At 54.8% G+C, this 26,327-nt stretch carries 17 protein-coding genes; 10 read left to right on the top strand and 7 right to left on the bottom strand.

The genetic code is table 11. The features are described from left to right. Positions 1-48 precede the first annotated feature (48 nt). Together rfaE2 and waaF are read left to right on the top strand one after the other, a co-directional pair. On the top strand, positions 49-1,551 hold the full coding sequence (gene rfaE2 / locus HOV93_RS16665) for a D-glycero-beta-D-manno-heptose 1-phosphate adenylyltransferase (RefSeq protein WP_315853425.1): 1,503 nt from the start codon (positions 49-51) through the stop codon (positions 1,549-1,551). Between the two features lie 22 nt (positions 1,552-1,573). Next, positions 1,574-2,641, top strand: a complete 1,068-nt coding sequence (gene waaF / locus HOV93_RS16660; RefSeq protein ID WP_207397660.1) for a lipopolysaccharide heptosyltransferase II — start codon at positions 1,574-1,576, stop codon at positions 2,639-2,641. A gap of 33 nt (positions 2,642-2,674) precedes the next feature. Here the strand turns inward: waaF and HOV93_RS16655 are convergent, their stop codons facing one another. The 3 genes from HOV93_RS16655 to HOV93_RS16645 all read right to left on the bottom strand — a co-directional run bounded on the left by HOV93_RS16655 (position 2,675) and on the right by HOV93_RS16645 (position 4,876). Then, the gene (locus HOV93_RS16655; protein ID WP_207397659.1) at positions 2,675-2,911 is read right to left on the bottom strand and encodes a BON domain-containing protein; all 237 of its coding nucleotides are present in this window, start codon (positions 2,909-2,911) and stop codon (positions 2,675-2,677) included. Between the two features lie 176 nt (positions 2,912-3,087). Continuing rightward, positions 3,088-3,759 carry an adenylyl-sulfate kinase gene (gene cysC / locus HOV93_RS16650; RefSeq protein ID WP_207397658.1) on the bottom strand — a complete coding sequence of 224 codons (672 nt, stop codon included), beginning with the start codon at positions 3,757-3,759 and terminating at the stop codon, positions 3,088-3,090. Between the two features lie 37 nt (positions 3,760-3,796). Next, positions 3,797-4,876, bottom strand: coding sequence for an acyl-CoA dehydrogenase family protein (locus HOV93_RS16645; RefSeq protein WP_207397657.1), 1,080 nt, complete (start codon positions 4,874-4,876; stop codon positions 3,797-3,799). A gap of 383 nt (positions 4,877-5,259) precedes the next feature. Here HOV93_RS16645 and glgP point away from each other — a divergent pair, with 383 nt between their 5' ends. Both glgP and HOV93_RS16635 read left to right on the top strand, forming a co-directional pair. Beyond that, positions 5,260-7,455 (top strand): alpha-glucan family phosphorylase, encoded by a 2,196-nt coding sequence (gene glgP, locus HOV93_RS16640; RefSeq protein ID WP_207397656.1) that lies wholly within the window; start codon positions 5,260-5,262, stop codon positions 7,453-7,455. Positions 7,456-7,775: 320 nt separating this feature from the next. After that, a complete protein-coding gene (locus HOV93_RS16635) occupies positions 7,776-9,935 on the top strand; it encodes an SHD1 domain-containing protein (RefSeq protein ID WP_207397655.1) in 2,160 nt (719 codons plus the stop codon). A gap of 105 nt (positions 9,936-10,040) precedes the next feature. Here the strand turns inward: HOV93_RS16635 and HOV93_RS16630 are convergent, their stop codons facing one another. Beyond that, positions 10,041-10,901, bottom strand: a complete 861-nt coding sequence (locus tag HOV93_RS16630) for a hypothetical protein (RefSeq protein WP_207397654.1) — start codon at positions 10,899-10,901, stop codon at positions 10,041-10,043. A 250-nt stretch (positions 10,902-11,151) separates the two neighbouring features. Here HOV93_RS16630 and HOV93_RS16625 point away from each other — a divergent pair, with 250 nt between their 5' ends. From HOV93_RS16625 to HOV93_RS16615, 3 genes are all read left to right on the top strand, one after another. Then, positions 11,152-11,733 carry an antibiotic biosynthesis monooxygenase gene (locus tag HOV93_RS16625; RefSeq protein ID WP_207397653.1) on the top strand — a complete coding sequence of 194 codons (582 nt, stop codon included), beginning with the start codon at positions 11,152-11,154 and terminating at the stop codon, positions 11,731-11,733. Positions 11,734-11,963: 230 nt separating this feature from the next. Beyond that, positions 11,964-12,947, top strand: a complete 984-nt coding sequence (locus HOV93_RS16620) for a DUF1559 domain-containing protein (protein ID WP_207397652.1) — start codon at positions 11,964-11,966, stop codon at positions 12,945-12,947. Between the two features lie 58 nt (positions 12,948-13,005). After that, positions 13,006-13,395, top strand: a complete 390-nt coding sequence (locus tag HOV93_RS16615; protein WP_207397651.1) for a carboxypeptidase-like regulatory domain-containing protein — start codon at positions 13,006-13,008, stop codon at positions 13,393-13,395. Positions 13,396-13,402: 7 nt separating this feature from the next. Here HOV93_RS16615 and HOV93_RS16610 read toward each other — a convergent pair whose 3' ends face one another. Beyond that, positions 13,403-14,056, bottom strand: coding sequence for a DUF456 domain-containing protein (locus tag HOV93_RS16610; protein WP_207397650.1), 654 nt, complete (start codon positions 14,054-14,056; stop codon positions 13,403-13,405). A 211-nt stretch (positions 14,057-14,267) separates the two neighbouring features. On the opposite strand from HOV93_RS16610, the gene HOV93_RS16605 reads away from it, so the two are divergent. After that, positions 14,268-15,230 (top strand): deoxyhypusine synthase family protein, encoded by a 963-nt coding sequence (locus tag HOV93_RS16605; RefSeq protein WP_207397649.1) that lies wholly within the window; start codon positions 14,268-14,270, stop codon positions 15,228-15,230. Positions 15,231-15,383: 153 nt separating this feature from the next. Here the strand turns inward: HOV93_RS16605 and HOV93_RS16600 are convergent, their stop codons facing one another. Together HOV93_RS16600 and HOV93_RS16595 are read right to left on the bottom strand one after the other, a co-directional pair. Then, complete coding sequence (locus HOV93_RS16600; protein WP_207397648.1) at positions 15,384-16,832, bottom strand: type VI secretion system contractile sheath domain-containing protein; 1,449 nt, start codon at positions 16,830-16,832, stop codon at positions 15,384-15,386. A gap of 46 nt (positions 16,833-16,878) precedes the next feature. Continuing rightward, the gene (locus HOV93_RS16595) at positions 16,879-19,221 is read right to left on the bottom strand and encodes an FHA domain-containing protein (RefSeq protein WP_207397647.1); all 2,343 of its coding nucleotides are present in this window, start codon (positions 19,219-19,221) and stop codon (positions 16,879-16,881) included. Positions 19,222-19,610: 389 nt separating this feature from the next. On the opposite strand from HOV93_RS16595, the gene HOV93_RS16590 reads away from it, so the two are divergent. Continuing rightward, the gene (locus tag HOV93_RS16590) at positions 19,611-21,224 is read left to right on the top strand and encodes a methyltransferase regulatory domain-containing protein (RefSeq protein ID WP_207397646.1); all 1,614 of its coding nucleotides are present in this window, start codon (positions 19,611-19,613) and stop codon (positions 21,222-21,224) included. Between the two features lie 249 nt (positions 21,225-21,473). Then, on the top strand, positions 21,474-26,279 hold the full coding sequence (locus HOV93_RS16585; RefSeq protein WP_207397645.1) for a hypothetical protein: 4,806 nt from the start codon (positions 21,474-21,476) through the stop codon (positions 26,277-26,279). The last annotated feature ends 48 nt before the right edge of the window (positions 26,280-26,327 follow it).

Raw genomic sequence — 26,327 nt, 5'->3', positions numbered from 1 at the left:
AGTTGGCCTGGGTTTTCCGATACAAAGCCACGTCAAGGAAGACGAGCCGTGAGCCTCCCCCCGCTCTTGCAAGCGTTTAAGTCGATGCATTCTGCCAAGGTTCTGGTCTTGGGGGACATGATCCTCGACCGCTACACCTACGGCAACGCTCAGCGAATCAGCCAGGAATCGCCTGTTATTGTGCTGCATGCCGATGACCAGGAATTGCGCCTAGGCGGAGCGGCCAACGTCTGCAACATGCTGCGCGGCCTCGATTGCCACGTGGTCGCAGCTGGCGTCCACGGCCGAGATGAGTCAGGCACCCAGATGGTGGAACTCGCCCAACAGTCTGGTATCGATACGCGTCTGATTGCCTGCGATGCGTCGCGTCCGACCACGCTTAAAGAACGCTTCGTTGGTCGAGCCGGGTCGCGACATCCAAGCCAAATTCTACGTGTCGATCACGAAAAGACCGATGCCATCGGCGAGTGGCTGGTCGAAAAGATATACGCCGGCATCGAGAATCAAATTGAAGACTTCGATGTCATCCTGATTTCGGACTACGCCAAAGGAGTCTGCACGCCGAAACTGCTCAAGCTTGTTATCGAACTTGCCCAACAGCACAACATTCCGACGCTGGTCGACCCGATGCGGGGGCACGACTACGAGCGCTACCGGGGTGCCACGCTCTTGAAAGCAAACCGGATCGAAACCGAATTGGCCAGTGGCGTTTCGCTGAAGACCGTTGCCGATGCGTCGGTCGCCGGAAGCCAACTGTGCCAACAGCTGGACCTGCAAGACGTGATCGTTACGCTCGATCGCGACGGCATGGCCCTGGTCAGCCGCGACGGTACTTCCAGCCACTTCCCCACGCAGGCCCGAAGCGTGTACGACATTACCGGAGCCGGCGATATGGTTCTGGCCATGCTAGGTGCTTGCCTGGGCAGTGGCTTAGATCGAGAGAATTCCGTTCGCCTGGCCAATGTGGCTGCCGGACTGGAAGTCGAGAAGTCAGGCGTCGCGGTGATTCCCTTGGCCGAGATCGAAGCCGAACTTCGCACCGATTTATTGCCAGGCCAGAAGAAGATTGTCACCCATCAGCAGATTGCGGCGATCGCCGAAGAACATCGTCGTCGTGGCGAGAAGATCGTGTTCACCAACGGCTGTTTCGATCTGCTGCACTTCGGACACGTGTCTAACCTGACCGAATCGTCGAACATGGGTGAAGTCCTAATTGTTGGGCTCAACAGCGACGACAGCGTCTCGAAGCTGAAAGGCCCGACCCGGCCGGTAATCAGCGAGACCGAACGATCTTCCATGCTGGCCGCGCTTTCCTGCGTGGATTACGTGGTGGTCTTCGGCGAGGACACACCGTACGACTTAATCAAAGCGATCCGACCAGACATTTTGGTCAAGGGTGGGCACTACGTCCCGGAAGAAATCCCTGGGTACGACATCTTGCAGGAATATGGCGGAGAGATTCGCCTGATCGATATCGTGGGCGGTTTTTCGACGACCGACATCATTCAAAAGGTCGCGGCCAACGAAACGATTCGCCGCACGGCTGCCTAGTTTGTTTGCAAGGAGTGGGGCCATGGCTGGCACACGAAACATTGCGGTCGTCTTACCGAACTGGATCGGCGACGTGGTCATGGCCACGCCGACCCTACGAGCCATACGCGATGGCCTGAACACGGGTGATCGCCTGGTCGGAATCATGCGTCCCTATGTGCAAGATGTACTGGCCGGCACCAGTTTCCTTGACGACGTGATGTTGTGGAGCAAGAAGGCGAAAGAGCCTAGTCAGCGTTTTCTGAACGTTGTGACGCAGGTTCGCCAACAGCGTTTCGATCAAGCCATTTTGCTACCGAACTCGATCAGCTCGGCAGGACTCGCCTACCTGGGTGGGGTCAAACAACGAATCGGTTACCGTCGATATGGCCGCGGGCCTCTCTTAACCAAGGCCTTGGATCCACCGAGTGAGAATGGCGAGCGGATCCCTGTTTCCGCCGTCGATTACTACCTTTCGCTGGCTGAACTGGCCGGCTACGAAGTCCACTCGCGTCACTGTGAACTGGGCTTCACCGACGCAGACGACTTGCAAGCCCAGGCCCTATGGCAACAGTTTCGCTTCTTCAAACGACGTGTAATCGTATTTAACACTGGCGGAGCCTACGGCGGGGCGAAGCACTGGCCGGCCGATTACTATGCGGCACTGGCGCGACGGCTGGTCGAAGACCCTCGCAATGCAGTGCTATTGATTTGTGGCCCAAGCGAACGCGAGACCGTCGCCCAGATTGAACGGGAAGTGAAGCACCCATTCGTTCGTAGCCTGGCCCAAGAGAACCCCAGTATTGGCCTGAGCAAGGCCGTGATTAACAAGGCCTCGCTGATGATCACCACCGATTCCGGGCCGCGTCATTTCGCGGCGGCATTCGGAGTGCCGGCGGTTGCCATCTTTGGTCCGACCGATCCACGCTGGGCCGAGAACTACAATCCCCACGAGTTGATCCTCTCGGCAGGTATCGACTGTGCCCCGTGCGCACAACGTGAATGCCCTCTTATGCATCATCGTTGCATGCGAGACTTGGCCGTGAACGACGTTCTGCTGTCTGCGCAGCAACAACTAGATTGGCAAGCAGATCAAGCCCGAGCGGCTTAGTCGTTCGCAGTTCTCCAGACGCTCCGCCGGTTACTAGACCGTATCTTCCACGCGCAGGTCGTTGCGGACCTCGACGTCGCTGTCGATTGAACGAACTAGTTCTTGGGCGAGTTGCTTTTGATAGAACGAGGTTACCCGCCCACTAAGACAAACGGTGTTCTCGCGTTCTTCGTCGAGTTCGACCTGAATAAAACGGAGCCGTGGATTACTGCTGGCCGCGAGCGCCGTGGCAACGCGTGAGCGAATATCTTTCATCGAGGAACTGATCATCCGTAAATCCTCAGGGTGGCCATGACCACGAAAAAACGGCACTTTCGGGCAGGCCTAGATGGGTGTGCGAGAGAAGCAAACGTGGGCATCACTACGGCAAAATCCGTCGCGTCAGGTGTTCCTCTGAGTAGCGATGCACCCCATTAGTTGTAGAACCTGATCACAAAATGGTCAAGCTAATCCTGAGGCAGTTTGCCCAGCTTTCGAAGTTGCGTGATGACCTGATCGGCGAGTCGATCGGGTGTGGCATCTCCGCCTGGCAAGTGAACTTCCGGTTTAGCAGGGGCCTCGTAAGGATCGTCGATGCCGGTGAAGCCTTTGATTTCGCCTGCACGAGCTTTCTTATACAAGCCTTTGGGATCACGTTGTTCGCACACCGCTAGCGGCGTATCGACGAACACCTCGATAAAGTCGCCGGCACTTCCGCTCGATTCGACAATTTGTCGTACGGCATCTCGATCGGCCCGATAGGGACTCACGAAGGCTGTCAGCACCAATACGCCTGCCTGGCAGAAGAGATCCGCCACGGCACCGATCCGTCGAATATTTTCTGCCCGGTCTTGGGCCCCGAAGCCTAATCCGAATCGCTGAGCGAACTCGGGCGAATGGCTTTCTTCGAGAATCTTCGGACTCGCATTGAGCCCATGGCGAACGTTATCGCCATCAAGCAGATAGGTGTGGATCCCCATCTGATGGAGCTTGGCGTCGACTGCGTTGGCAACGGTGCTCTTGCCGCTGCCGCTGAGCCCGGTGAACCAAACCACACCACCTTTATGTCCATTGAGCTTCTCCCGATCGGTTCGGGAAACGTGGTGATCGTGCCAGGTGATGTCAACATTTTCAGGCATGGTGTGCTCTTACGCAGTTGCGGTGAGTTCAGAGGGGCTATCCTTCGATTCTAGCAAGTTCGCAGAGGTTCGCGGACAGGACGTTGCTCGGGCAGCTCCACACCAGGAAGAACAACGCCTCACGACACCAACGACCAACATCATGGCTTTGTAGATACCCGGCCCCCTTGGCCGAACTGAGCGCGGCCTGGGTGATCCGCAAGACGAGACTGTTGGCACGCGAGCGGATTTGCATTGGATCGCATTGAGGCTCTCCGGCGGCTGCGGCCAACAGATCGCTCTTTAGGGCTTCCAGTTCCGCCTCGAAGTGCTCGGTCGGCTGGACGAACTCGCTCCGTTTCTCACGCTGAGCGACGAGAAAACGATACGCCGCCGTGGATAGGCCTACAGCGAGGGTCGAAGTTTCCAGACCACCGGTATTGGCTCCTTTGCCTTTCTTCATCACATCTTCGCGCGGGCCATCCAAGATCCACTCGTGGGGGCAAAACGTGCCTTTGAAAGTCACTGGTCCCGTTTGACTGGCAGACAATCCAACCAGTTCGGCCGGGGGCCCTGCTTCAATGCCGTTCTCTTTAGCAGGCACCGCCATTAGCATTTGCCGTCTATCTTCAAGACTCGCACCAATCACGAGCGTATCGGATGCTTTCGCCCCGGTCACCCAAGGGCTATATCCATCGAGCTTGTAGCCGCCGTCGACTTCCGTCGCCAACAAGGCCGGTTTTTTTAGGTGCTGCCGACTGGTGGTTAGATGCGAAATTCCTACCGTGGCGAATGTGCGGCCAGACAGCAAGTCTGGCAGAAGAGATTGCTTCAGGGCCTCGTTTTTGCTTGAGGCAATCCGCCGGCATGCGCCGGTGCGCTGCGTGATTACAAAAGTGGTGGTCAGGCATGCGGCCGAAAGTTCGAGATAACCTCGCACGACATCATCGCCCGACCAGCCGAGCCCGCCCTGCTCTTGGGCGATGAACCAACGAAATACCCCATGGTCTGCACAATTTTGTAGCTGCTGGGCCGGCCAATCTTGGGCGGTCTGCAAAGAATTGGCCTTTTCGCTTAGCTGCGCGCATAGTGCCGCAAGGTTGGTGGAATCGGGCGTGATGATTTCTTTACTGGACATCGTCATCCCTATCAAAGGGTCTGGGTGCCAGCACCGCTGGCATGTTGGCACTTGGTTTGCTTTATCTGCAAGCTGTTCTATCTCATTCAAACCATCATTCCCAGAGACCACGCAGGTGGCAAGCGAAGTCTTCCGCGCAACTCACCCTCAATAGTTAGCCTCCTTAAGGACACCTTTCATCCGTAAGCTGCGTCAAGTTGGCAAGCTGCGAAAGGATTGTGGGAAACGAATCGAGATGCATGAAATGCTGGCACGAATTTCCTCGCATAAACCCGCCCCTGCATTCGCTTGCAGGGGTCGCGTGTCGGAAGTCAACTCGCTACATTGCCAGTGTGCATAGACTCAGAAGCCCTTGTATCTTCAAACCAGTTAAGGTAACTGCGATGAGCCAGGCTGAAATGACAAGATCCGAAGACGACAACGCGACAGCACCCGTCGAACTATCGGCCGATAAGCTGTTCGAAAAGTGCATGTCGTTGGCCAATAATCTTTGGTGGACTTGGCAGCCAGACGTATTCAATCTGTTCCGCGATCTCGACCCTATCCGTTGGCGACAGTTAGACCACAATCCGATCGCTCTGCTCCGCGAGTTCACGCCAGAGCGTCTGGAAACACGCGTTGCGGAAATGGTGCTTTATAGCCGTATTAATCATGCCTATCGTCGGCTGAAAGAATACATGGGAAGCAGCACCCCATGGGCCGATAACAATGCGGGCGTGCTCGGAGGTAAGCCGGTTGCTTACTTCTCGGCAGAGTTCGGCATCCACGAATCGATTCAGATTTACTCGGGTGGTCTGGGCGTCTTGTCGGGCGACCATATCAAGAGTGCCAGCGGTCTGGGCGTGCCCTTGGTGGCGATTGGTCTGTTTTATGATCAAGGCTACTTCAAGCAGCAGCTCAACGACGAAGGCTACCAGGAAGAAGAATATCTCGACACGAAGGTCGAGAATCTTCCGATGAAGCCAGCGACCGATCCCGACGGCAAGCACATCGCCGTTACCATCAACATGAAAGACGGTGACCTCCTAGCCAAGGTCTGGCAGATGAACGTTGGCCGCGTGCCTCTGTTTTTGCTGGACTGCGATGTGGAAGGCAACAACCCCGAAGATCGAGAACTGACCAGCCGCCTGTACGGTGGTGACGAGCGCACACGTATCCGCCAGGAAATGGTGCTCGGCGTGGGTGGCATCAAAGCCCTGAAAGCTTTGGGAATTACCCCTGGCGTGTATCACCTGAACGAAGGTCACAGCGCCTTCGCCACGCTGGAAGCCATTCGCGATCACATGCACGAAGACGGCATGAGCTTTGACAACGCGCATCGTGAAGTTGCCAAGCGTACCGTCTTTACGACCCATACACCGGTTCCAGCCGGTCACGACCGCTTCGATGCCGGTCTGATTGAAGAACACCTGGGCCATCTACGAGAAGCACTCGGCATCTCACACGAACAATTGATGGGCATGGGTCGTGTCGATACGAACAATCAAAATGAAACGTTTTGCATGACCGTGCTGGGGCTCAAGGCTTCGCGTCGGGCCAACGCCGTGAGCCAGCTTCACGGTCACGTTTCGCGCAGCATGTGGGCTCACTTGTGGCCGTGGCGTGTCGAGGAAGAAATTCCGATCGGCCACATTACCAACGGTGTGCATATCCCGTCTTGGATCGCCTGGCAGATGCTGCAGCTTTACGATCGCCACTTCCCTAGCGGTTGGTATCTACGCATGGGTGAGTCGGACGTATGGCAGTATATTCACGAAGTTGACCCCGGCGAACTATGGGAAACGCACGCCACCCTGAAGAACCTGCTTCTGCAGTTCGTTCGTCGTCGTATCTCTCGCCAATGCCGTCGTCGCGGAGAAAGCGATGACGTCGTGGAACGTGCACGAACCGTGCTGGATCCAAACGTTTTGACGATCGGATTCGCACGTCGCTTTGCCACCTACAAGCGAGCAGACTTGCTCATGACCGACGTCGATCGTCTGGTCGAAATGATGAGCGATCCGAAACGCCCTGTGCAGTTTATCTTCAGCGGTAAAGCTCACCCGAAAGATGAACCCGGTAAGGCCAAGATCAAAAAGATCCACAACCTACGTCACGATCCTCAGTTCCGTGACAAGATTGTGTTTATCGAAGACTACGACATCAATGTCTGTCGTCACTTGATCCAAGGTGTGGACGTCTGGTTAAACAATCCCCGTCAGCCGCTGGAAGCCTCGGGCACCTCGGGGCAGAAGGTCGTTCTCAACGGCGGATTGAACTGCTCGATCCTTGACGGTTGGTGGGCAGAAGCCTACGACGGCCGAAACGGGTTCGCCATCGGCACCGGCCGCACGCATACCGACGTGGCCAAGCAGGATGCCCGCGACGCGGAAGACCTGTACCGGGTGCTCGAAAACGAAGTCATTCCGCTGTACTACGATCGCGACGTCGACGGTCTGCCGCAAGACTGGATCAAACGCATGATGTATAGCATCAGCACATCGGCTTGGCGGTTCAGCGCCCACCGCATGGTGGCCGACTACACCAAGCTATGCTATGTGCCAGCCGCCGGCGGCCTAAGCAGTCAAATGCCTAGTTAAGTACCGCTTAAGATTTGCCCAAAAAGCGAAAAGGATCCGGTTCTGCCGGATCCTTTTTTCGTGATGATTCGTCGAATCTCTAGGAATCCACAAGCGTTTTGTTTGAGTTTAATCAATTCGGCAAAATTCCGGCTGACACGCGACATCATCGTTGCCATAATGAAAAGCACGGCATGGCTATCTACCCCCCGACAGCCTAATATGCAACGCAATGGCAATCGGTTGGACCATCCGTAGGCGATCCCGCGCGCCTTTCCCCACCCACGACAACCTCTTGGCAATTTTTATACATCCTAAGCGCCTAGGGCACGGTGAATCTGATGAATTACGATCGTAAATTTCGGGCATGGCTTTTCGTCCCCCTCTTGTTACTTTTAGTTCCACTGGTTGTCGACGCTGGTAAATTCAAAGTCGGCGACGTGGTCCAGGTTAGCGATTGGAGAAATGAGTGGAAAAACGGCACCGTCGTCGACATCAATCGTCGCGGCGAGCTACTCGTTGAAACCGCGTTCGCTGGTGGTCTTCATCGCGAAGTGTACCAGCCCAAGGCCGTTCGCTTTGCTTACGAAGTCGGTGCGATCGGGATAGCTCGGACCTGGACCGATGCGAGCGGTACGTTCAAGATCATGGCGGCCCCGCTGGGGATCGTGGGCGATAAGATTCTCCTACGACGCGAAGACATGTCTGAGATCGAAGTCCCGATTGCCAAGCTAGGGGACGCCGATCAGCGTTATATCGATCGCCTGAAAGCCGAGGTGGGCATCCGTGCCACGCCGGCTCCTGACCCGATTCCCCCCATCCGCTTCGAGGGAACAGACAACGAGAACCTCAACGCGATCGGCAGTGTCGGTTACGCGGAAGACCGTATCGCGATTCTGCCCGATCCGCTCCCTTCGTACATGGTGATTCCTGTCGGTGGCGTTGGTTTTGGAAAGCATTACGAAGAGGAACAATTCGGTCTCATTCAACCTATTGGCGGGCCAGACGGGCTGGTGCTCGTATCGGCGGAATATCCGGTTGACCCGACAAAGCCGGACGAGGTCAATCGCTCGCGCATCGCCTGGGTCTCGCTGAAGGAAAAGAAGATCACGCAAGAGCAAGCCTTACCCGACGGCGAAATGGTTCTGGACTACCACCCCGCATCGCACCGCTTGTTGACGTATCGCTACAAGCCGGTTGGTGGCCGCTTCGGTCGTCGCCGATGCGTTCTTTCCATTTGGGAAGTCTTACCGACCGACACCTCGGTAACGCCGGTCGTCAGCTGGGAAGCCTATCCGGAAGATGGCTACAACGACGACCCATGGGCACGCTTGATCAACGGCGACCTGGTTCTGCACCGCTTTGACAACAAGGAGTATGTCGGCTGGGATGTCGCCAACAAATCGGTCGCATACCGCGTCTTCCAAGATAACAACTGGGCGACACCTCCCACGCTTAGCGGGACGTCCCAATATGGCTTCCTGGTCGAGAATCAGAGTGTCCGTATTTTCGATGCGACAACCGGAACAACAATCACCAAGTTGATGACCGAGAACCCGATCAAGCTGGCAACCTCGAGTGAAGATGGTACGAAACTGGCGACCCTGGAAGAAACCACGCTCACAATTTGGAACTTAACCGATCCGAGTGCAGACCCGGTGGTTCATCCGGTCGAGTCCATCGGCGGCTCGATGGCTGAACAGATGTATTGGGTCAACGATGACATGATCATGATCAAAAACCTTTTTGAGATGATCCTGTATGAATTGGACTCGGACATTGCTATCTGGAATTACTACCTCGAACGTGCCGTCTCGGCCGTGAGAGAATCGGAAGGTCGTCAGAAGATGGGCGTCCTCAATGGTCACCTGGTGTATGGTGCAGAGCTCGGAAACGGCGGAAATAAAGGTGGCCTGGCCGTAGGCAATGTGAAGCTGCCAGGCCCAAATGTGCAAGATAAGATTGTCGGCGTGAATCGGAATGATCTGGTGGTCATCGAACCCGGCAGCAAGATTCGCCTAGAAGTCCGGTGTGGCGATCAGCACAGCCCCACCGTTTACAACGCATTGGTGAAGAAGATCCGCGAGAATGGCTGGGAACTCAATGCAGAGGATTACGATGCCGTCATGTATGCCGACATCACGCGAGGACAGTCCAGGACTGAGCTTCTGCAGGTCATGGGAAGGTTCGGCTCGGAAAGTGTCACGTATACACCGATCGAATCCAAAATTGAAATGAAGATCGGAGACATTCCCATTTGGCTCGATCGATCCACCACCGGCCGCCCTGGGTTCGTTAACGGAGATGAATCGATACAAGAGAGCGTGAATCGTCAGAAGGAAGACGTAAATTTCTTTACCCGCAGCAAGATACCTTCCCGCATCCTCGATCCGAAATATGGACGTGGTTTCGGCACGACTCAGGTTTCTACTAGGGGCTTGGAGCCGGAAGAAATGAAAACGATGATCTACGCCAACGGACGCAGAGTTCGACTGAATTGATCGGTGCGCGCGTGGGATTGATTTCTCCCAAGCAGAATCCAAACGAAACGGGCCAGTCGCAACGCAGCGACTGGCCCGTTTTCATTTCTTGTTTGTGCCCGAAGACTACGTCTTGATAACCAACTGGCCAATCTTCTTGCCGGTGTTGGTATACATCGCGTGCCAATCGTTGATGTCGGGAAACCCATCCAGAAAGAGCTGGATGAAGCGAGGCCAGTCAGACGGCTGGATCGTTAAACAACCGTCGGACATACGATTATTGACGAAGCCATTGTGCACATTGATCCCCACAGACGTTACCTTACCGGGATTGTCGCTCTGCACGTTCACGGGCTTTCGCATGTTAACCAAAAGCCCAGGACGAATGCCATCTCGCCGCATGACCAACTTATCCGCTTCTTGCTTGGCGGCATTTCCCCCTTTGTGAAAACCAATGTGCAGGGGATAGGTACCATCAACGACTCGTCCCTTGACCGTCATATTATCTGGCCAAATAGATCCTCGGAACGTACCGTTTATGCCACCACCGGTGAGCGTAAAGACCGACTCGTACATACCGTTGTACGTCGCCGCCTCGTCTCCCTGGCGTTTCGTATTGGTAGGCATCTTTCCACCGTGCTGAACGGTAAGGGTAACCATGCCGCCGACCGGAACGGGCCTGGCGGCAGGAGGAGCAACGGCCCCAATCATGGAAGTCATTGTTTTCCAGGTTTTGCCGCCCACGTCGATCCGCCCATCGGCCCGGGCCATGCCAACGCGTTTCATCTGAAAGTTGTTGATCGCTTTGACCGTCCCTGAGGAAGCACCCACCCGAGCAATTTTTCCGTCGATGCCCTTGGGATCGAAGAGCGGGTTGGATGCTTTCTTAGCAATTTCGGTCAGCATCTTCTGAACCGTAGTCACGTCCGTGGCTTTGTTGACGGCACCACTTTCGTAACTTCCCACCGACGCACTTATCTTCCACATAACCTGAATCCTTCACGATTAGAATTGCCCTGCGTATTAATGCGTTATCGCCGAGATAGCCGCTGGGTTGCGGGGAAAACAAAGTTTCCCGAAACAAAGCGAGAAATCACCGCTCGCCTTACCACCGCTAAAGGCTACGTCTTACAAGGGCCCTCCCTTGCTTGCGAACCAGACCAAGCGTAACGTGTCTCAATAGCGTTCTTTAAAAATCGGTATCTCTGATCGAATTAGAAGCACCCACGAGGCCCACATGAGTCAGGTTCATGTCGCGATTACTCACCAAGCCAAACCTGGTAAGGAGGCCGAGTATGACGCCGCGCTGCGCGAGTTTGCCCGAGAATCGCTGCACGAACCAGGCACGGCCGGTGTGCTCCTTCTGGCTCCCGCGCCAGGTGCTCATGGTTGTGAATACGGCATTCTAAGATCCTTCGAAAATCAGGCATCATGTGACGCGTTTTATCAATCGGCACGCTTTCGCAACTTCCATGAGTTGACCAAGCCGCTGGTGGTCGAAGAGGCAACTCGCCGCAAGTTGCACGGCTTAGAAGCCTTCTTTAGCGATCCCAAGCTAAGCCCCCCTCGCTGGAAAATGGCGATTGTCACCTGGCTCGGCGTTTTTCCGTCGGTCTTATTCTGGGGAAATGTTCTGCCTCCGGCTCTGAGCAGCCTACATAGCGTCGTGGCGACAGCGGTCACGACGATCTTCGTCACCGTGACCTTAGCGTGGGTAGTCATGCCGCTGCTGACAAAGGTCTTTGCCCCTTGGCTGCATCCGCCGCTTGCCAGCGTTTCGATCCTGGATGAAGCCATCGGTAGGGATGATGGAAGTTAGACAGGGTGTCTTAGCTTGCTCTTCCGGACCAAGAACCCATCTCAAGAGGTTCTGGCACCAACCCCCAAGAGGCATACACCGAGGACAACATACCCATATACACCATTTTTCGGGAGACAAATACCCTTTAAGCACACTTAAGCCATTGTCGATGTGACAATTGAATCTAAACTAAGAAAATACAGAACGATATCGATTCTTAACTTGATCCCGTACTAGGTAGTATCAAAATGCGGAAACGTGGCTTCACGCTGGTCGAATTGCTCGTGGTGATTGCGATTATTGGCGTGCTGATTGCTTTGCTTCTGCCAGCCGTTCAACAAGCACGTGAAGCGGCCCGTCGCATGAGCTGCAGTAACAACCTGAAGCAGCTTGGCTTATCGCTGCACAATTATCACGATACGCACAGCACGTTTCCCCCCTCGTCCATTGCCGGAAACGGAAACCTGGGCGCGCATGGGCCAACGGCCTGGGTATGCCTGTTACCCTATATCGAACAAGATGCGTTCTTGGATCAGATTCGTACGGCGTCCAATAATTATCAAATGACGTTCTGGCTAGGTTCCGGTGGCTCCGGCCCTCTGCGGAATGTTATTAAGGACATCGCGATTGACGGCTACTGGTGCCCCTCGAGTCCCCTGCCCCGTTTTCTGGCGACCGGTCCCTCAGGCGATCAAGTCCAAGTGCAGCAGCCTGACTATATCTTGATTGCCGGCAGCGATAACCACATCACCACCGACTTCGCGGCATACAACAGCAGTTCGGTTTCTGATGGGGGCGTTTTCCGCAACTTCGTCGGTACAAGTTTCCGCGACATTACCGACGGAACCTCCAACACCATCTGCATCTCCGAGCAGTCCGGATTTACGACTGACGGCACCAACAAAAGCTATGACGGGCGTGGTAATCCGGAAAGCGGCTGGTACATGGGAGCTAAGATCTCGGCACGCCCTACCGGCACCGACGACTCGTGGGGAACGGATGATCGATGCTGGAACATCACGACGGTTCGCCAGGGCATCGGCACGAAAATCATTGGTGGAAACTGGGCGAAGAGCTATGCATGTAATACCCCAATTCAATCGGCCCATCCCGGCGGCGCGCTGGCAATCTTATCGGATGCTTCGGTTCGCTTTTTGCCTGAGACCTTGGATATCGATGTTGGCAAAAACCTCGCCGATCGCGATGACGGCAATGTCGTTCAAGTGCCATAAAGATCTGAGTTGTATGAAGACCACACCGAGACATTGCTTCCCCCTTTAAGTAGTTCTGATGATTAAGAATTTCCTTTTCGTGGCCAGCCTGTTGTTTCTCGTGGGTTGCGGTCCAGCAGGGCCGCACATGATCAATGTGACCGGCAGTGTGGTCTTAGATGGCAAACCGGTTCAAGGAGGATCGATCTCGTTTGAGAACACGGCGACCGGTCATGCCGCCCGTGGTGATATCGGCGATGGCAGTTATCAGCTCGCCGTTCCCCCTGGTGACTACAAGGTTGCCATTGAACCCTCGTTGGTTGAAATTCCTTCGAAGAATCCGAACTCGCCACCAACCACGAGATATTCAGAGAACATTCCCCGAAAGTACCATTCCGTACGAACCACCGATCTCAACGCATCGGTTTCGGATGATCAGGCGACGTTCGATTTTCAATTGGCCAAATAAGTGATCGCTACTTGTCGGCCGAAACGGTCGACGTCGGGGAAGGATCGACGACGTCCGACTTTAAGTTGAAGAGATAACCGACTTCCGGTTCGGTCGATACCTGCTCGGGTATCGGTTCTTTCTTAAGATCAAAGAACGAATCGAGCGTGACTAAAACCAGCATGATCACGCCGACAATCAGCTTGCCGACGGTTCCCATGATGCGTCCGATAAACGCCCCCTGACCGATCGCCATCCGTTCTCCGTGTGTCTTTTCGGTGTTATGCTCTCCGAGCCAGGCACCTCCGAACGCGCCGAGCGCGCCCCCCAACAAAGCGCCGATCATCGTTCCGAGAATGGGAATGAAGCTCAGCAGAATGGCCCCGCTCAGGCTACCGACGAACGCGCCGACCAGTGACAAAAACACGCCCCAGCGGCTTCCTCCCTGCTTGGCCGCTCCGGCGGCTCCGGCCAGAAACTCGACCACTTCTCCGATCACCGCCAGCACAGCGATGACAATCACTACGGTCCAGCTAACCCGTGGGAAATACTCGGCCGGTAGAAAGTAAGCGTATAGGGCCGTGCAAAGCAGCAAGATCCAGTTGCCTGGCAACGTGACAAAGGTCGTCAGCCAGGCAAACGCATTGACCAGCAGTAGTAAAACGGCAGCGGCATAAACCATAGGTGGATCTTCTCGGGGGGATGAGGAGCGTTCCGTTGTGTCATTCGGATCGACCCTTCAATTATTGCGATTTCAACCCTGCCGGATACTGGTTGCCGCATCCGCTCAGGCCACCCGATTTCATACTCAATCCACCGCTGTTATAATTTCCCGCCTTACATCCACCGTGGTTGCCCTGGGGTTTTCCCCGTCTTTGGTCAGGAGAATGTCGATGAGCATCAGTGCGTTTATGGACAAGCATTACCGTCACTTTAACGCTCGCGAGATGGTGGAAGCGGCCAAGACCTATAAGTCGATGGTCGAAGGTGGTGGCAAGATGTTTATGTCCATTGCCGGTGCGATGAGCACCGCCGAACTAGGCATCTCGCTGGCGGAAATGATCCGTCAGGACAAAGTGCACGCGATTAGCTGCACTGCTGCTAACTTCGAAGAAGATTTCTTTAACTTGGTGGCACACGACGAATACGAGCTATGCCCCAATTACCGCGACCTTTCGCCGGAAGATGAATTCAAACTTCGCGAAGGGGGATTTAACCGCGTTACGGACACTTGTATTCCCGAAACGGTCATTCGTCACTTCGAGGACAACTTGCTCGAGTACTGGCAGGAAGCCGATCAAAAGGGAGAGCAACACTTCCCGACCGATTATTTCTTCCGCCTACTTAAAGACGGCAAGCTTCAAGAGCACTATCAGATCCCGCCGGAAAACAGTTGGGTTCTGGCCGCTTACGAAAAAGGGATTCCCGTGTTTACCCCCGGCTGGGAAGACTCGACGCTGGGTAACATCTTTGCGGCTCGCGTCTATGACGGCACCCTTTCAACCCACAACGTAATTCACCCAGGTACCCGCATGATGCAAGACTTGGTGAAGTGGTACTTAGAGCACGAAAAGAACGGAATCGGCTTCTATCAAATTGGTGGCGGCATTGCGGGTGACTTCGCGATTTGTGCCGTTCCGCTAATTCTGCAAGACCTGGAAATGCGCGACTCGAATCTGTGGAGCTACTTCTGCCAGATCTCCGATTCGACCACTTCGTTCGGCTCGTACAGTGGTGCGGTCCCCAACGAAAAGATCACGTGGTACAAGCTGAGCAAGGATAGCCCCAAGTTCATGATCAATTCGGACGCCTCGATCGTGGCTCCGCTGATGTTCTCGTATATCCTGGGGCAGTAGGCTTTTGAGCCGCTGTGCTCAACGAGAGTAAGAGTTTTAACCACGGATTACACGAATGAACACCGATATCTTAGAGCCGTCTTCGACGTCTTTTCTGATCTGTGTTCATCCGTGTAATCCGTGGTTCTCTTTCTTTTCGCCCATGAGACGTTGTTACTTCCACGGCCCCTGCAATTTGCCGCCGCGTAATGATTGAAGACCGCGAATCTGAACGCGGTCTTGATTCTTGAACGAGATCACGGGGCTCAGGCCGATCTCCATGAGCTTGGCCGACTCCTCGTCGGTGATCAGGTATTCTCCGCACGGATGGGCATCGCCGTCGTCAGCAGGGTCGAAGTAAAGAGGCAAGTCGCTGAACTGGGAAACGGCGGAGGTGTCTAGGCTCCAGCCCGACTGGTTGTAGCTGTTGGCCACAGCGGCGCATGCCAGCCAAACCGGGCTTCCCCAGGCCAGTTGGCTTCCACCGGGTCGTGAGATTTCTTCAAAGTCGAAACAGTCGGTCGACTTATATTTTTTTCCGTATGGCAATCGCAATTGCACCCTCGGCCACAGGCCGGTGACGTTCAACATCGGCCGGGTCAGGCGGTTGGCATTCCATGCTTCGTGAATCGGTGATTCAGGATCGAGCCACTGCTCTTTGGTCGCCCGAAGTTCTATCGCGGCGGCAGCCCCTGCGATTTGGCAGATGTCGCCTAGTTTTGCGGCCAGGATTAAGTCCTCCTGATCTACTCCACAGGGAAACAGGCAGCCCACCATTGCCCAGGGAGTCGCCCCTGGTGTCTTGGAAGGCGAAGTGATTGTCTCGGCCAGCCAGCTGGTTTGCCAGTTCTCGTCCTGCAAAGCTTCGCGAAATGCCTGGGGGGTGGTGTCGAGGATAAAGATCTTCAACTTGGCGTGCGTTTCGACCTGAAAGGTCAACATCCGCAGTCCCCGCCAGTTCATTTCTAACGCGTGAAACTTCGGTCCTTGCAGCACGCGCCGCATTGTCTCCTGGATTGCTTCATCGACGACAGCGATCAATTCATCTTGTCGCGGATCGACTTTTTGAATATCGCTTCCTGCGAGCACCTCTGCGATAAACGCCCCCCAGTTGCCCGTTTCCAAGGGAGAGCCGCTGGTATCGGTTGATTGCGAGAGGACATCGGCGAACAAATCTTCCGACCCTGGTGCCGAGGGAGAAACGGGCGTCGTATCCTTGACCGTCGTGGTAGCCGATGCTTCCTGCTGCGGTGCCCAGGCCATGACTTCCGCAGCGGCTTTGTCAAAGTGCTTTGGGTTTTGCAGGCGTCGGCGAAGCGTGCGGAGATTCTCGAATAGGGTTAGCTTCTCGAACAATTCATCTGGCTCGAAATCCTCGAACTCTTGGAACTCGATGTCCTCGGTTTGTCCGTCGGGGGATGCCAGAATTCCATCGAGACGCACACCAAGCTTCTCGGGCAATTCGTAGAGATTATCGCGATCGACGGAGACCGGCTTCGGGCTCATGCGATCCGCCTGGTGACCGGTACCACGGAAGTTACCGATTAGCAGTAGATGCAACGGCGTCTTCTCGTTGACTTCCGGAGCATGAGACCGCGAGCCACCCACTTGAATTTCCGCCATACTTTTCCCCGACGTTGTCTTGCTTCGGTTGTGAGGTGGTGCCGAACTATTGAGGCTGCTCGACAACGCGATTCATGCCCATTTTCTTGAGTGATTCGGTCCACGGTTTTTTGGTAAATAACTGCCAACTGTCTGGCATGTCCGCCACTTCGGCCAATACGCCGACAACCGCACTGCCCAGCAATTGGTCGACCGTCTCTTGATTGCGCTGCGACAAGAAAGTGGTCAACAGATTGGGCGAAAAGACGGCAAAGAATTGCGGGCCTGGCCCTGGGCTCGGCAGGTCTCCGCGTTTGGGAGCGAACAACCCTTCCCGAAAATGCTCGACGACTGCCTGGGGGTCTCCGGAAGTAAAGAGGCAACTAATTGCGTCCAGCCCCCACAGCTCGTCGATGATCTCGCGAAACGGTTCGAGATCGTCGGGGCAGAAGAGCATCGGTCCTCCGAGCGCCGCGAACTGCGCATCCAAGTCGCCCCGCAAAGGCGTTCCGCCCAGGTCCTCGGGGATTTGCATCTCGGCTCTCATGAAATGAATCGAGAGGACCGGCTTAGCGACCTTCGATAAATCGCTGATCAGAGCGAACGGCGAAAAGGGAACCTTGGGCACGCCTTCGATGATGCTGTGATAAACGGGATAGCCGGAATCGGTCGTCTCTTCTTTAAAGCACAAGCCGTGGACAGACCCTGGCGATGAAGGGGACGCGTTCTTTTCCGCTTCTTCAATCTGCGATGGCGATGGAGTCGGTGAAACGTAATCGGGGTTCCGCCAGTTGGGCGACAGACCCGGTGGAGATGGCTCGGGGATGTTCTCGGGGCTGCTTGTCCCTGGAAACGGATTGACCTCCGGCGGCGGTCCGGCGAACTTGTTGGCAGTTGGCGGTTGATCGGGAGAAAACCCGGCGAGATTGGGATTCCCGCCTTCGGGACCCATCTGATTGGTAAACGACGGGTCGCTTCCCCCAGCAAAGGAAGGAGGGCCAAACAGGGGTTCATCGTCGTCATCGGCTTCGTCACCGAAGTCGAGTGCCGGCCCGACACTAGGGCCAAAATCGTCTGACCCGAAATCGAGGTTGGGATTCTTCCCACCTCCCACTCCACCGGGAGCTTCCCACGGAGGTGCATTCTGGCTGCCAGGAGGCCCCATCATATTCTCAGGAGGCACAGGATCTTGCGAAGCAGGAGGCGAAGTGAAGCTGGAAAACGACGGCGGATCAGCGGCCCCCTCATCAAAGTTTTGAAAGCCGCTTGGTGGCGTGCCAGGAGGACCTGTAGGGGTCCCAGGCGGCAATGGCCTTTCCGAAGGTGGGGAAAAATTACCGGGAGGACTTTGCGGTGGTTGTTTTAGAGATTCAAAACCAGGAGGTGGTCCCGGGGCCGACGGATGTTCTGCCTGGGGTGGCGTTGAGAAACGAGGATCGACTGACGGTGGACTGCCTGGCGGCGTACCAGGTGACGCCCCAAAAGTGGGCGGCATGTCGGGAAGTGGACCTACAGGAGGAGCCCCTGCGCCACCTTTGGCGAACTTAAAGACGGGCCCGTCGTCTCCTCCCCGTTTATTGGGTGGCGAGAACTGTGGCTGATCTGAAGGGGGAGGCGTGCCAGGGGGTAGCTGACCGGGGACCATTTGTCCGGGCATGGGTTGGCCAGGCATTACTGGCGTGGCGGATGGCTGCGCCCAGGGCGGAGTCTTCGACGCGCCTGGCGGCGAGATCCCTGGAGATGGTGGAGTATTCGTTGGCGGAAAACCTGGAGGATGCCCTGGGGCGGTGCCAGTATCGGGCTTGGCAATCTCGGGCGAGTGGTAATTTTCTGATGGAGGGAAACTAGGAGTTTCAGACGTCGATGGCAATTCCAAGTTACCCCCAGGCGGCTGCTGAGGCATTCCGGCTGGAGGTGGTACTGGAGCGCCCGGTAGTATTGGTGGCGAAGCGGGGGCTCCTGCAGATTCTGGCGGAGCAGACTCGGATTGTGGAAAGCGAGGATCGTCCTCTGGATAGGCTCGACTGCCGAAGGTGGTCGACATCAGCGAGCGATTGCGGACCGGCTCGATCGTTCCTACGTTGGTCGACTCGTAAGGGCTCTTGGCCCCCCCGTCGATCTTAACGGTGAACTCGGTCCGTCCAGCGAACACCGTCTGTCCGTCACGTATTACGAGACTATCTTTGACAAAGTCATCGTCCACGCGGGTTCCGTTTCGGCTTTCCAGATCGCGAAGCCAGCAATATTTTCCGTCATTGCGGATCTCGAAGTGTTGGCCAGACATCATCACGTCGTCGGTGAATGCCTCATCCGAGTAATTCGTGCGTCCAACTTTGCACGTTCGATCTTGCGGAATTTTGATTTGGCGGCCAACCTCCGAGCCAACAACCACCTCAAGGACAACGAACATGATTTAAAAACTTGCGCCTAAATTAGGGGGAACGGATCCAACGATCGATTAGATCAGTATCTAAGTGCCTCGTCAAACAATTACGTCCTAAGGCTTTCCTGCCATGAATTTTAAAATGAATGCCACCCGGAAAGGTTTTAATAAGACCGATCCCGGCCGTCAAAATCAATTTATCCGGCAACACCATGAAAATCCCGCGGCTTACCCTAACTGTCCCGATGACTGCAATCGCCAAGAATGCCCCGGAAAACCGGAAGATTTCATCGAGTTTCCCGACTTTGCCCACGACACTTTCCCCATTTGAGGGAAGAATGAGACCTTAACAGCTAAAGGGTAATCGGACCCTCTTAACCTCATCCCATTCTTCTGACCCCTTCGTGAAAGAGCTCATGAGCACTGCCGATAACTTGCAACAGCAATCGCTGGCCGAAGAAGAGTACAGCTACGATGTCGTCCCATACCCTAGCCACCCTTTTCGCCAATCGCATCCAGAACGGTTGGCAAGTGTTGGCAATTTATTCGGGATCAAGCCTGCGGCGATCGAAAACTGTCGAGTATTAGAAATTGGATGCGCAGCCGGCGGAAACATCATTCCGATGGCAGAAGCTTTGCCAGAAAGCCAATTCATTGGCGTCGACCTGTCCAAGAAGCAAATTGAGCGTGGCCAACTCAACATCGATGCACTGGGACTGACCAACATCGAGCTCAAATATATGAACTGTACCGACATCGACGACTCGATGGGTAAGTTTGACTACATTATCGTCCATGGTGTCTTTTCCTGGATTCCTGAAGACGTTCAAGAGCGGATCTTTGAAATCTGCCAGAAGAACCTGAACGAGAACGGAATCGCCTACATCAGTTACAACACCTATCCGGGGTGGCACCTGCGTGGCATGATCCGCGACATGATGAATTTTCATGTGCGGAACCTCAAAGATGCCCCGCGACGCATTCAGCAATCGCGAGCACTGCTAGAGTTCCTCGCCAAGAGCGTTTCCGCCGACAAGGGAGCGTACGGAATGCTGCTTAACAGCGAGCTGCAACTGCTGCGTCGCCAATCGGATAACTATCTATTCCACGAGCATCTCGAGAAAGATAACACGCCGGTCTATTTCCACGAATTCATCGAGCGGGCAAAGAACTACGACCTGCAATACCTCGGTGAATCGCAGCTCGCGACAATGTGGATCGGCAATTTCCCAAAGGAAATCGCACAAACGCTAGAGCGAATCGCACCCGATATTGTTCAGCGTGAACAATATGCCGACTTCGTCCGCAATCGAACGTTCCGACAAACACTGCTGTGCCACAAAGACGCTCCTGTCTCCAGAGCACTCAAACTGGAATCGATTGAAGCCGCCTACGTCACCGGCAACATGGAAGAAAAGGTGGAAAAGGACAAAGCGCCCAAGCCGGGCGATCCACGGACGTTTGTTAATCCGATCACGCGGCAGACGATGACCACGCAAGACCCGCTGGTAGTTGAAACGGTCTTGAAGCTCAAAGAAGCCTATCCCTGTGCGATCGCTTTCGAGGATCTTTTCCAGAATGCGATGAACAAGATGGTCGACGGCGTTATCGCGGATGCAACGAAGATTGAAGCGCTCAAGCGATCGCTGGCCACTAATCTCATTCACATGACCGTCAGCGGGATTGTCGAACTGCAGTACAACCCTTCGAGGTACACCGCCGATATCTCTGAGTTCCCCAAGACCTCGGCCGTAGCGAGAATGCAGGCCGAAAGCACCAACCGCTTGACCAGTTGTCGACATGAAACGGTCAATGTCGATGACCTTTCGAAGCATTTGGTGCCGCAGATGGACGGCACGCGAACGAGAGATCAACTCGTCGAGGAACTGAAACGACTCGTCGAAGAAGGCAAGCTTGTCATTCAACAAAAAGGCGAGAAGCCGGACGAACTTTCCCTGGATACCGTCATGGGGAAAGCAGTCGATGAAGTGCTGAATCGTTTGTCGAATGCGGCCTTGTTGGTTCAATAGTAACGATCAACGACTGCTACGTATAAGAAGCGGACCACCACCAGGCGGTTCGCTTTTTCATTCTTACTGTGAGGTAGATTTCGCGGGGAAATCGGCACTCGCGGGCAAACAACTGCGACTCGCTGACTTGCAACCCCAGGTGGGTTTGATTTAATGACCGGAAGTGTAATTTGCAGCATCGTGTCTTTTGGAGGAGAACCGGTCTGTTTTTACAGCCACTTGCCAACAACGCCGTAGCACGAGAATAACATGGCCAAGCTTACTCCCGGCATGAAGCAGGACTGGAAGCACCGCCCTTCAAAAGGCAATCAGCCGATGAACCGGATGGTTCGCCTGTTTTTAGTGGCGACACTCTTTCTGGTTCTTCTCGGAGTTCTGATTTGGTTTCTGCTCCCCCCTGCCCAGCAGCGGACCTATTTCTTTGCGGCCAACCCGATCGAATACGATCTTTGGGCAACCATTCCACTGGTTCATAGTTCCGTTGCTCAGGAACTTGCCAAAGAAGGAAATCACGACCCGAAATCTTTCCACATCGGCAGCATTGCCCTGGAAGAATCATTTCCTCCTATCGAGCAGTTGGCCGCGCAAGCCGCAAATGGCAATACCCCCGGCCAGAATGATGCCTGCGTACTCTACATTCAAGCCCATACATTAAGATATGACGTCGAAGGAACGCCCCACGTGGTGGTGGCCACTCCGACATTCCTGCGGAACTCGCTCGCAAACTGGCAAAACAGTGGCGTCCTTGATCTGAATGTCGTGCTGGATTGGATGGAAACGGCCAATTGCCCACTGAAATTAGTGCTGCTTGATGCCGGCACGATTGTGACCGATGGACGGATCGATCTCTACGAGAACAATTTCACGTCGGCTCTAGAAAGCGAGATGCGAGGTCGCGACGATTCGAATCTATTTCTGATCACCTCGCACGAGAATGGCCAGAAATCGCTCTCGTTATCCCTACAAAGAAACTCGGTCTTTTCGCAAGCCGTCCAGGAAGCATTCACCGGCAAGGGCATCAGCGACATGTCCAGTGACAACGCATTGGATCTCGACGAGTTGTATCACCACATCTGCGTAAGGGTTCAAAATCACCTCGGCGAAGGCGTCATCGCTCAAACGCCACGTTTGTTTCAAGGGGGCCAAGGGATTCTCACCGAGGACTTTCCTGCTAAGTTTGTGTGCCGCTATTTTCAGGAACAACCGAAAGACGAGGACCCCTCTTCGCCCGAGGCGAAAGAAAAGGAGCCGACGCCGCCGGAACCTAAATCCGACGCCGAGAAAGAAGACGCCGCTAAGGATGGTGAATCGCCGGAAGAAAAAGACCCGCGATGGGCAACACTCGATGAAGTCTGGCAACTACGAGATCAATTAGCCCAACCTCCTTCTCGCCGTGGCGGCATGATCTGGAGCCCCATAGATTTTGCTCCGCAATACTTTCGTCGTCTCGACAGTTACTTGATTGGCTACCAATTTCGTTTGCTGTTCGATACCGGCACGGTTCCGGAAGAGAAGCTGTCGATGATGAAGCATTCGCTGGAAATCCTCCTGGCTCATCTTCAACAGCAACGCGAAGTCCAGATGATTCCGCCTATCAGCGATACGCCGGCGGATAACCTTATCGAATCTTGGAATAAGTTTGTCGACACGCCGTATCATCTGACCTGGAGTGCGGATTTAACCGACGACGGCAGCAAAGCTCGCAACGCGGTTCTCAGCTGGAACTACAGCGTCTACCACGTTCCCGAGCTCACGCAAATGTTCGAACATACCGGCAGCGATTCCACGTTGGCCGACTATGAATCGCTTTTGAAGGACATTCGCGACGTCACGATCGGCATGCTCGAAGTCCCCGCGAGTGGAACCTCTGGACCTGAACTGACGCACCTGCCGCTAGAAGGTGTCATCAATCGTTCCCTAAGTGAACTCGAGGGGATGCGACGTTTTGCCAACGCCGACATGACGATCGTACCGCGAGACAAAGAGTCGACCAACTTGAATGCCCAGATGGCCGACGCGTTACGACTGATCGGCTATCTACGAACCGCGATGCCGACAGCGACCGATCGCAAGAGAATGGCGGGCTCGCTCCGACAATTCTCACAGCAGCCGGTCCCTGACTACACATACATCGATAACTCTACCCCGTTTTTAGCCCGTCTTTCCACGGCCATGCTGCCGCGAGCCTCGCAGGAGAGCATGGAGAAGCTAAGAGATCTCTACCTGCAGATTGCAGCGGCAGGCAGCCCTCCGGCTGAAGACTCTGCAGATCCTTTCGTGGAACTGGGTGAAACGATCCAGGGCAACATGCCAGCCGATGCCGATTACCGAAGCCAAGTCCGCTACCAGGTCCGGGTACGTACGCTCGATTGGCGCGATACACCTCAGATTGTGGGAGAAGTCTCACCTCTCCCCTTCCGCTTTCCTGTGAAAGAAAAGATACCGCGACTCACCGTCACCCCCGGCAAGGAAATCCAATCGCTTCAACTTGATCGCGTCGCTGAAAAAGTCGATTTCGAGTTCGATCTGATGGCAGCGAATTTCCCACCTGGGCAAGTTGTTTTTACCGTGGAATACGACAGGAATGCGTTAGACGTGTCGTTTAAGAACGAAGTTCTCGATGCGGCCACCAATACACTGAACTATACGATTGATGCCAGCGGCCCCATTACCATCCAAGGCAGCGTCTACGCCAAACTTGACCGCGAAGAGAATGCCCAGCGAAGAGATATGGCCGATATCCGAGCGGCCCAAAACGAGCCAATCATCTTTACCATTCCCGCCAAGTACATTCCGCCCGGTGCTGAATCAAGCCGGTCTTGCAAGCTTAACGTTTCTCTTCCCTGGGCCGAGGAGATTGATCTAGTCGTGCAGCAAGTCGGAGCATCAGGGCCAGGGATTTACTATGGCCCACGCGTGCAAATCCCCCTCTTCGATAACCGAGAATCGGAATTCCGCCTGGGTGTAATCAATCGTTCACGGGTCAACCGCAAGGTGAATGTCTCGCTGTACCCTGTCATTCGTCCAGAGACGAGCTTAATGCCGACAGGGCGTATTTTCTCGGATCAGTACCACCGCAAGCCCCTGCATGGCGGAGCTAATAGCCAAGATGCCGAAATCGATCCATGGCGTGTCGCGTCTTACGAACGTCCCTCGATCAACCTTGGCTCGGACTTTTTACCGACCGGAATAGCGAACGATGTCAGCGTTACGTCGTACGATCAAATCCCGCCACCGGCGACAAGAGCCCGCGGGCGCATAGTTAATGAAGTTGTGCCAGCGGATCGTTGCCAGTGGCTGAGATTCACTGGGCCGCCGGCCCCCCCTGGTCCTGACGGAAAGCCAGGTGAAGCAGGCAAGGTCACGCCAACCGATATTTCGAATGGACTGCTGGCAGTCATCGAAGATCAGGAGAACAAGGACGCCAACGGTAAGCCGGTACGCTGGATGCGGTGGATCGAATGGGTACCTCGAAAGCCTCAATCTTACTTGGACTTTCAAACGTCGGTTTTGCCGGCGGATAAGCTTTCGCGTTTGGAGATGGTCGTCCAACCGATCACCGGAGCTCGTTCGCTTCCCACAGCAACTTGGGACGAACAGCGACTGTTTGGCTTTCCTAGCCTTCCCCATAATCTAGCGAAGGTGCCGATTCGTGTGGAATGGGATTTTAGATGGGAAGATACGTTCGCCGATTCGGAACTCATCAAACGTCAAGCATTCGGCACCATAGCGTCGCCGGAAGCGACAGCGACACTCGGTGCAATTCTTAATCTCGATGGTACCAAGCCGGTCAAACGCCCCGTTCTATTGAACGTTGCCTCGAGTGAGAAGCTTCCGACCCTGCACCGTGCATTTCGCAATGTAATGGACCTGGATTCGGGAAAACTCGACGTCGATGCTTCGGCTGGCTTTGAGGCTCTGCGTCTGGACTCGTACCTACCTCATGTCGAAGACGAAGACAAAGAAAAACCGCTACCAGCGATCAACGTGATGGCCTCTTCATGGCCGGCCAATCGGCTTCCAATCATTCTTCCATCCAACATTGAAACCATCGACTGGATGCTGGCTATCTCGACCGATACCAATAGCTTCAATGGTGCCAGTGAGATCAATCCCGACAAGATCCAGCTGGGGCTGCTCGAACAAGGCAACGGTTTCGAGTCGGCCCGTTTGAATTTCACCGAAACGATTTACGCGAACCGGTCTTTCTCGGCCGAGCTGACCGCCGCTCAGGCAGAAGGCCCGCTAGTAATTGCGACAACGCTGCAAGATGTCGTCGCTACCGGACTAAGTGCGAAGACCTACGAGACGTTTGTCGGAGATTTTGTAGTCGAGATCTACAATGGCCCAAAGAAGGTCAACGATTTGAGGATTCCGGTCGTGATCGACAAAGATCCACCGACGATCAATATCCAACCTTCGCCGTTGACCATTCCTGTCAACGAGGGACTCAAGGTAACAATTCCCACGCAAGATAACGACTCTGGCATTAAGTACCTGGAATACGGTTCGCCGGGCCCTGGCGATACGATTGCCGACAAGCCATTGCAACTGGAACCATTGGTGGGAAATATCTTGCCGAATCCCAACGATACGTTCCTGCGAGTTCCTCAGTTTGTGCTGAACATTCGTCCGGCAGAGCTGAAGTGGGATATTGGCACCACCCACAAGCTACGCGTCCGCGCGGTGAATCGCGCTGACTTGAAGTCCAAGCCACTGGATCTGGTCGTGAGGGTTGGTCCCAAGAGCGATGACCCGATGGAAGCAGGCATGTCGCAACTAATGGTCATCAAGACGCAAGTGGTATTTGTTAACGGACGAGCAGCCACCGACCCGAAATACAAACCGAGCATCAAAGAACTGCCACTTCAGCCACGTCTCGATCCGGACGGTGTCACGTGGATCTTCGAGAGTGCCATGCTCAAACCGGGAACAAACTACACGCTTGAGTCGAGTGGACGGCAATCTTCAGGCGGAGTCAAATCGACCGAGACCGTAGCCCAGGCAACTCCTGCCAAAGAGCGTGCTCCGGTTTATAAACTGCAGTTCGACTAGAGCATTTCCCCTAGTTACACGACACAAGCGTTGCTAGCATTTGCTTAG

Origin of the sequence: Bremerella alba, from assembly GCF_013618625.1 — a bacterium.
Classification (GTDB): domain Bacteria; phylum Planctomycetota; class Planctomycetia; order Pirellulales; family Pirellulaceae; genus Bremerella; species Bremerella alba.
The sequence above is the reverse complement of the archived record's forward strand: the minus strand, read 5'-3'. Positions and strand labels throughout refer to the sequence as shown.

What these genes read in the sequence shown, in the direction of transcription:
- HOV93_RS16590 (WP_207397646.1), top strand. Translation starts at nt 19,611, where the DNA reads ATGAGCACTGCCGATAACTTGCAACAGCAATCGCTGGCCGAAGAAGAG.
- HOV93_RS16605 (WP_207397649.1), top strand. Translation starts at nt 14,268, where the DNA reads ATGAGCATCAGTGCGTTTATGGACAAGCATTACCGTCACTTTAACGCT.
- waaF (WP_207397660.1), top strand. Translation starts at nt 1,574, where the DNA reads ATGGCTGGCACACGAAACATTGCGGTCGTCTTACCGAACTGGATCGGC.
- glgP (WP_207397656.1), top strand. Translation starts at nt 5,260, where the DNA reads ATGAGCCAGGCTGAAATGACAAGATCCGAAGACGACAACGCGACAGCA.
- HOV93_RS16610 (WP_207397650.1), bottom strand. Translation starts at nt 14,056, where the DNA reads ATGGTTTATGCCGCTGCCGTTTTACTACTGCTGGTCAATGCGTTTGCC.
- HOV93_RS16645 (WP_207397657.1), bottom strand. Translation starts at nt 4,876, where the DNA reads ATGTCCAGTAAAGAAATCATCACGCCCGATTCCACCAACCTTGCGGCA.
- HOV93_RS16625 (WP_207397653.1), top strand. Translation starts at nt 11,152, where the DNA reads ATGAGTCAGGTTCATGTCGCGATTACTCACCAAGCCAAACCTGGTAAG.
- HOV93_RS16620 (WP_207397652.1), top strand. Translation starts at nt 11,964, where the DNA reads ATGCGGAAACGTGGCTTCACGCTGGTCGAATTGCTCGTGGTGATTGCG.
- HOV93_RS16615 (WP_207397651.1), top strand. Translation starts at nt 13,006, where the DNA reads ATGATTAAGAATTTCCTTTTCGTGGCCAGCCTGTTGTTTCTCGTGGGT.
- HOV93_RS16595 (WP_207397647.1), bottom strand. Translation starts at nt 19,221, where the DNA reads ATGTTCGTTGTCCTTGAGGTGGTTGTTGGCTCGGAGGTTGGCCGCCAA.
- HOV93_RS16585 (WP_207397645.1), top strand. Translation starts at nt 21,474, where the DNA reads ATGGCCAAGCTTACTCCCGGCATGAAGCAGGACTGGAAGCACCGCCCT.
- HOV93_RS16635 (WP_207397655.1), top strand. Translation starts at nt 7,776, where the DNA reads ATGAATTACGATCGTAAATTTCGGGCATGGCTTTTCGTCCCCCTCTTG.
- HOV93_RS16600 (WP_207397648.1), bottom strand. Translation starts at nt 16,832, where the DNA reads ATGGCGGAAATTCAAGTGGGTGGCTCGCGGTCTCATGCTCCGGAAGTC.
- cysC (WP_207397658.1), bottom strand. Translation starts at nt 3,759, where the DNA reads ATGCCTGAAAATGTTGACATCACCTGGCACGATCACCACGTTTCCCGA.
- HOV93_RS16655 (WP_207397659.1), bottom strand. Translation starts at nt 2,911, where the DNA reads ATGATCAGTTCCTCGATGAAAGATATTCGCTCACGCGTTGCCACGGCG.
- HOV93_RS16630 (WP_207397654.1), bottom strand. Translation starts at nt 10,901, where the DNA reads ATGTGGAAGATAAGTGCGTCGGTGGGAAGTTACGAAAGTGGTGCCGTC.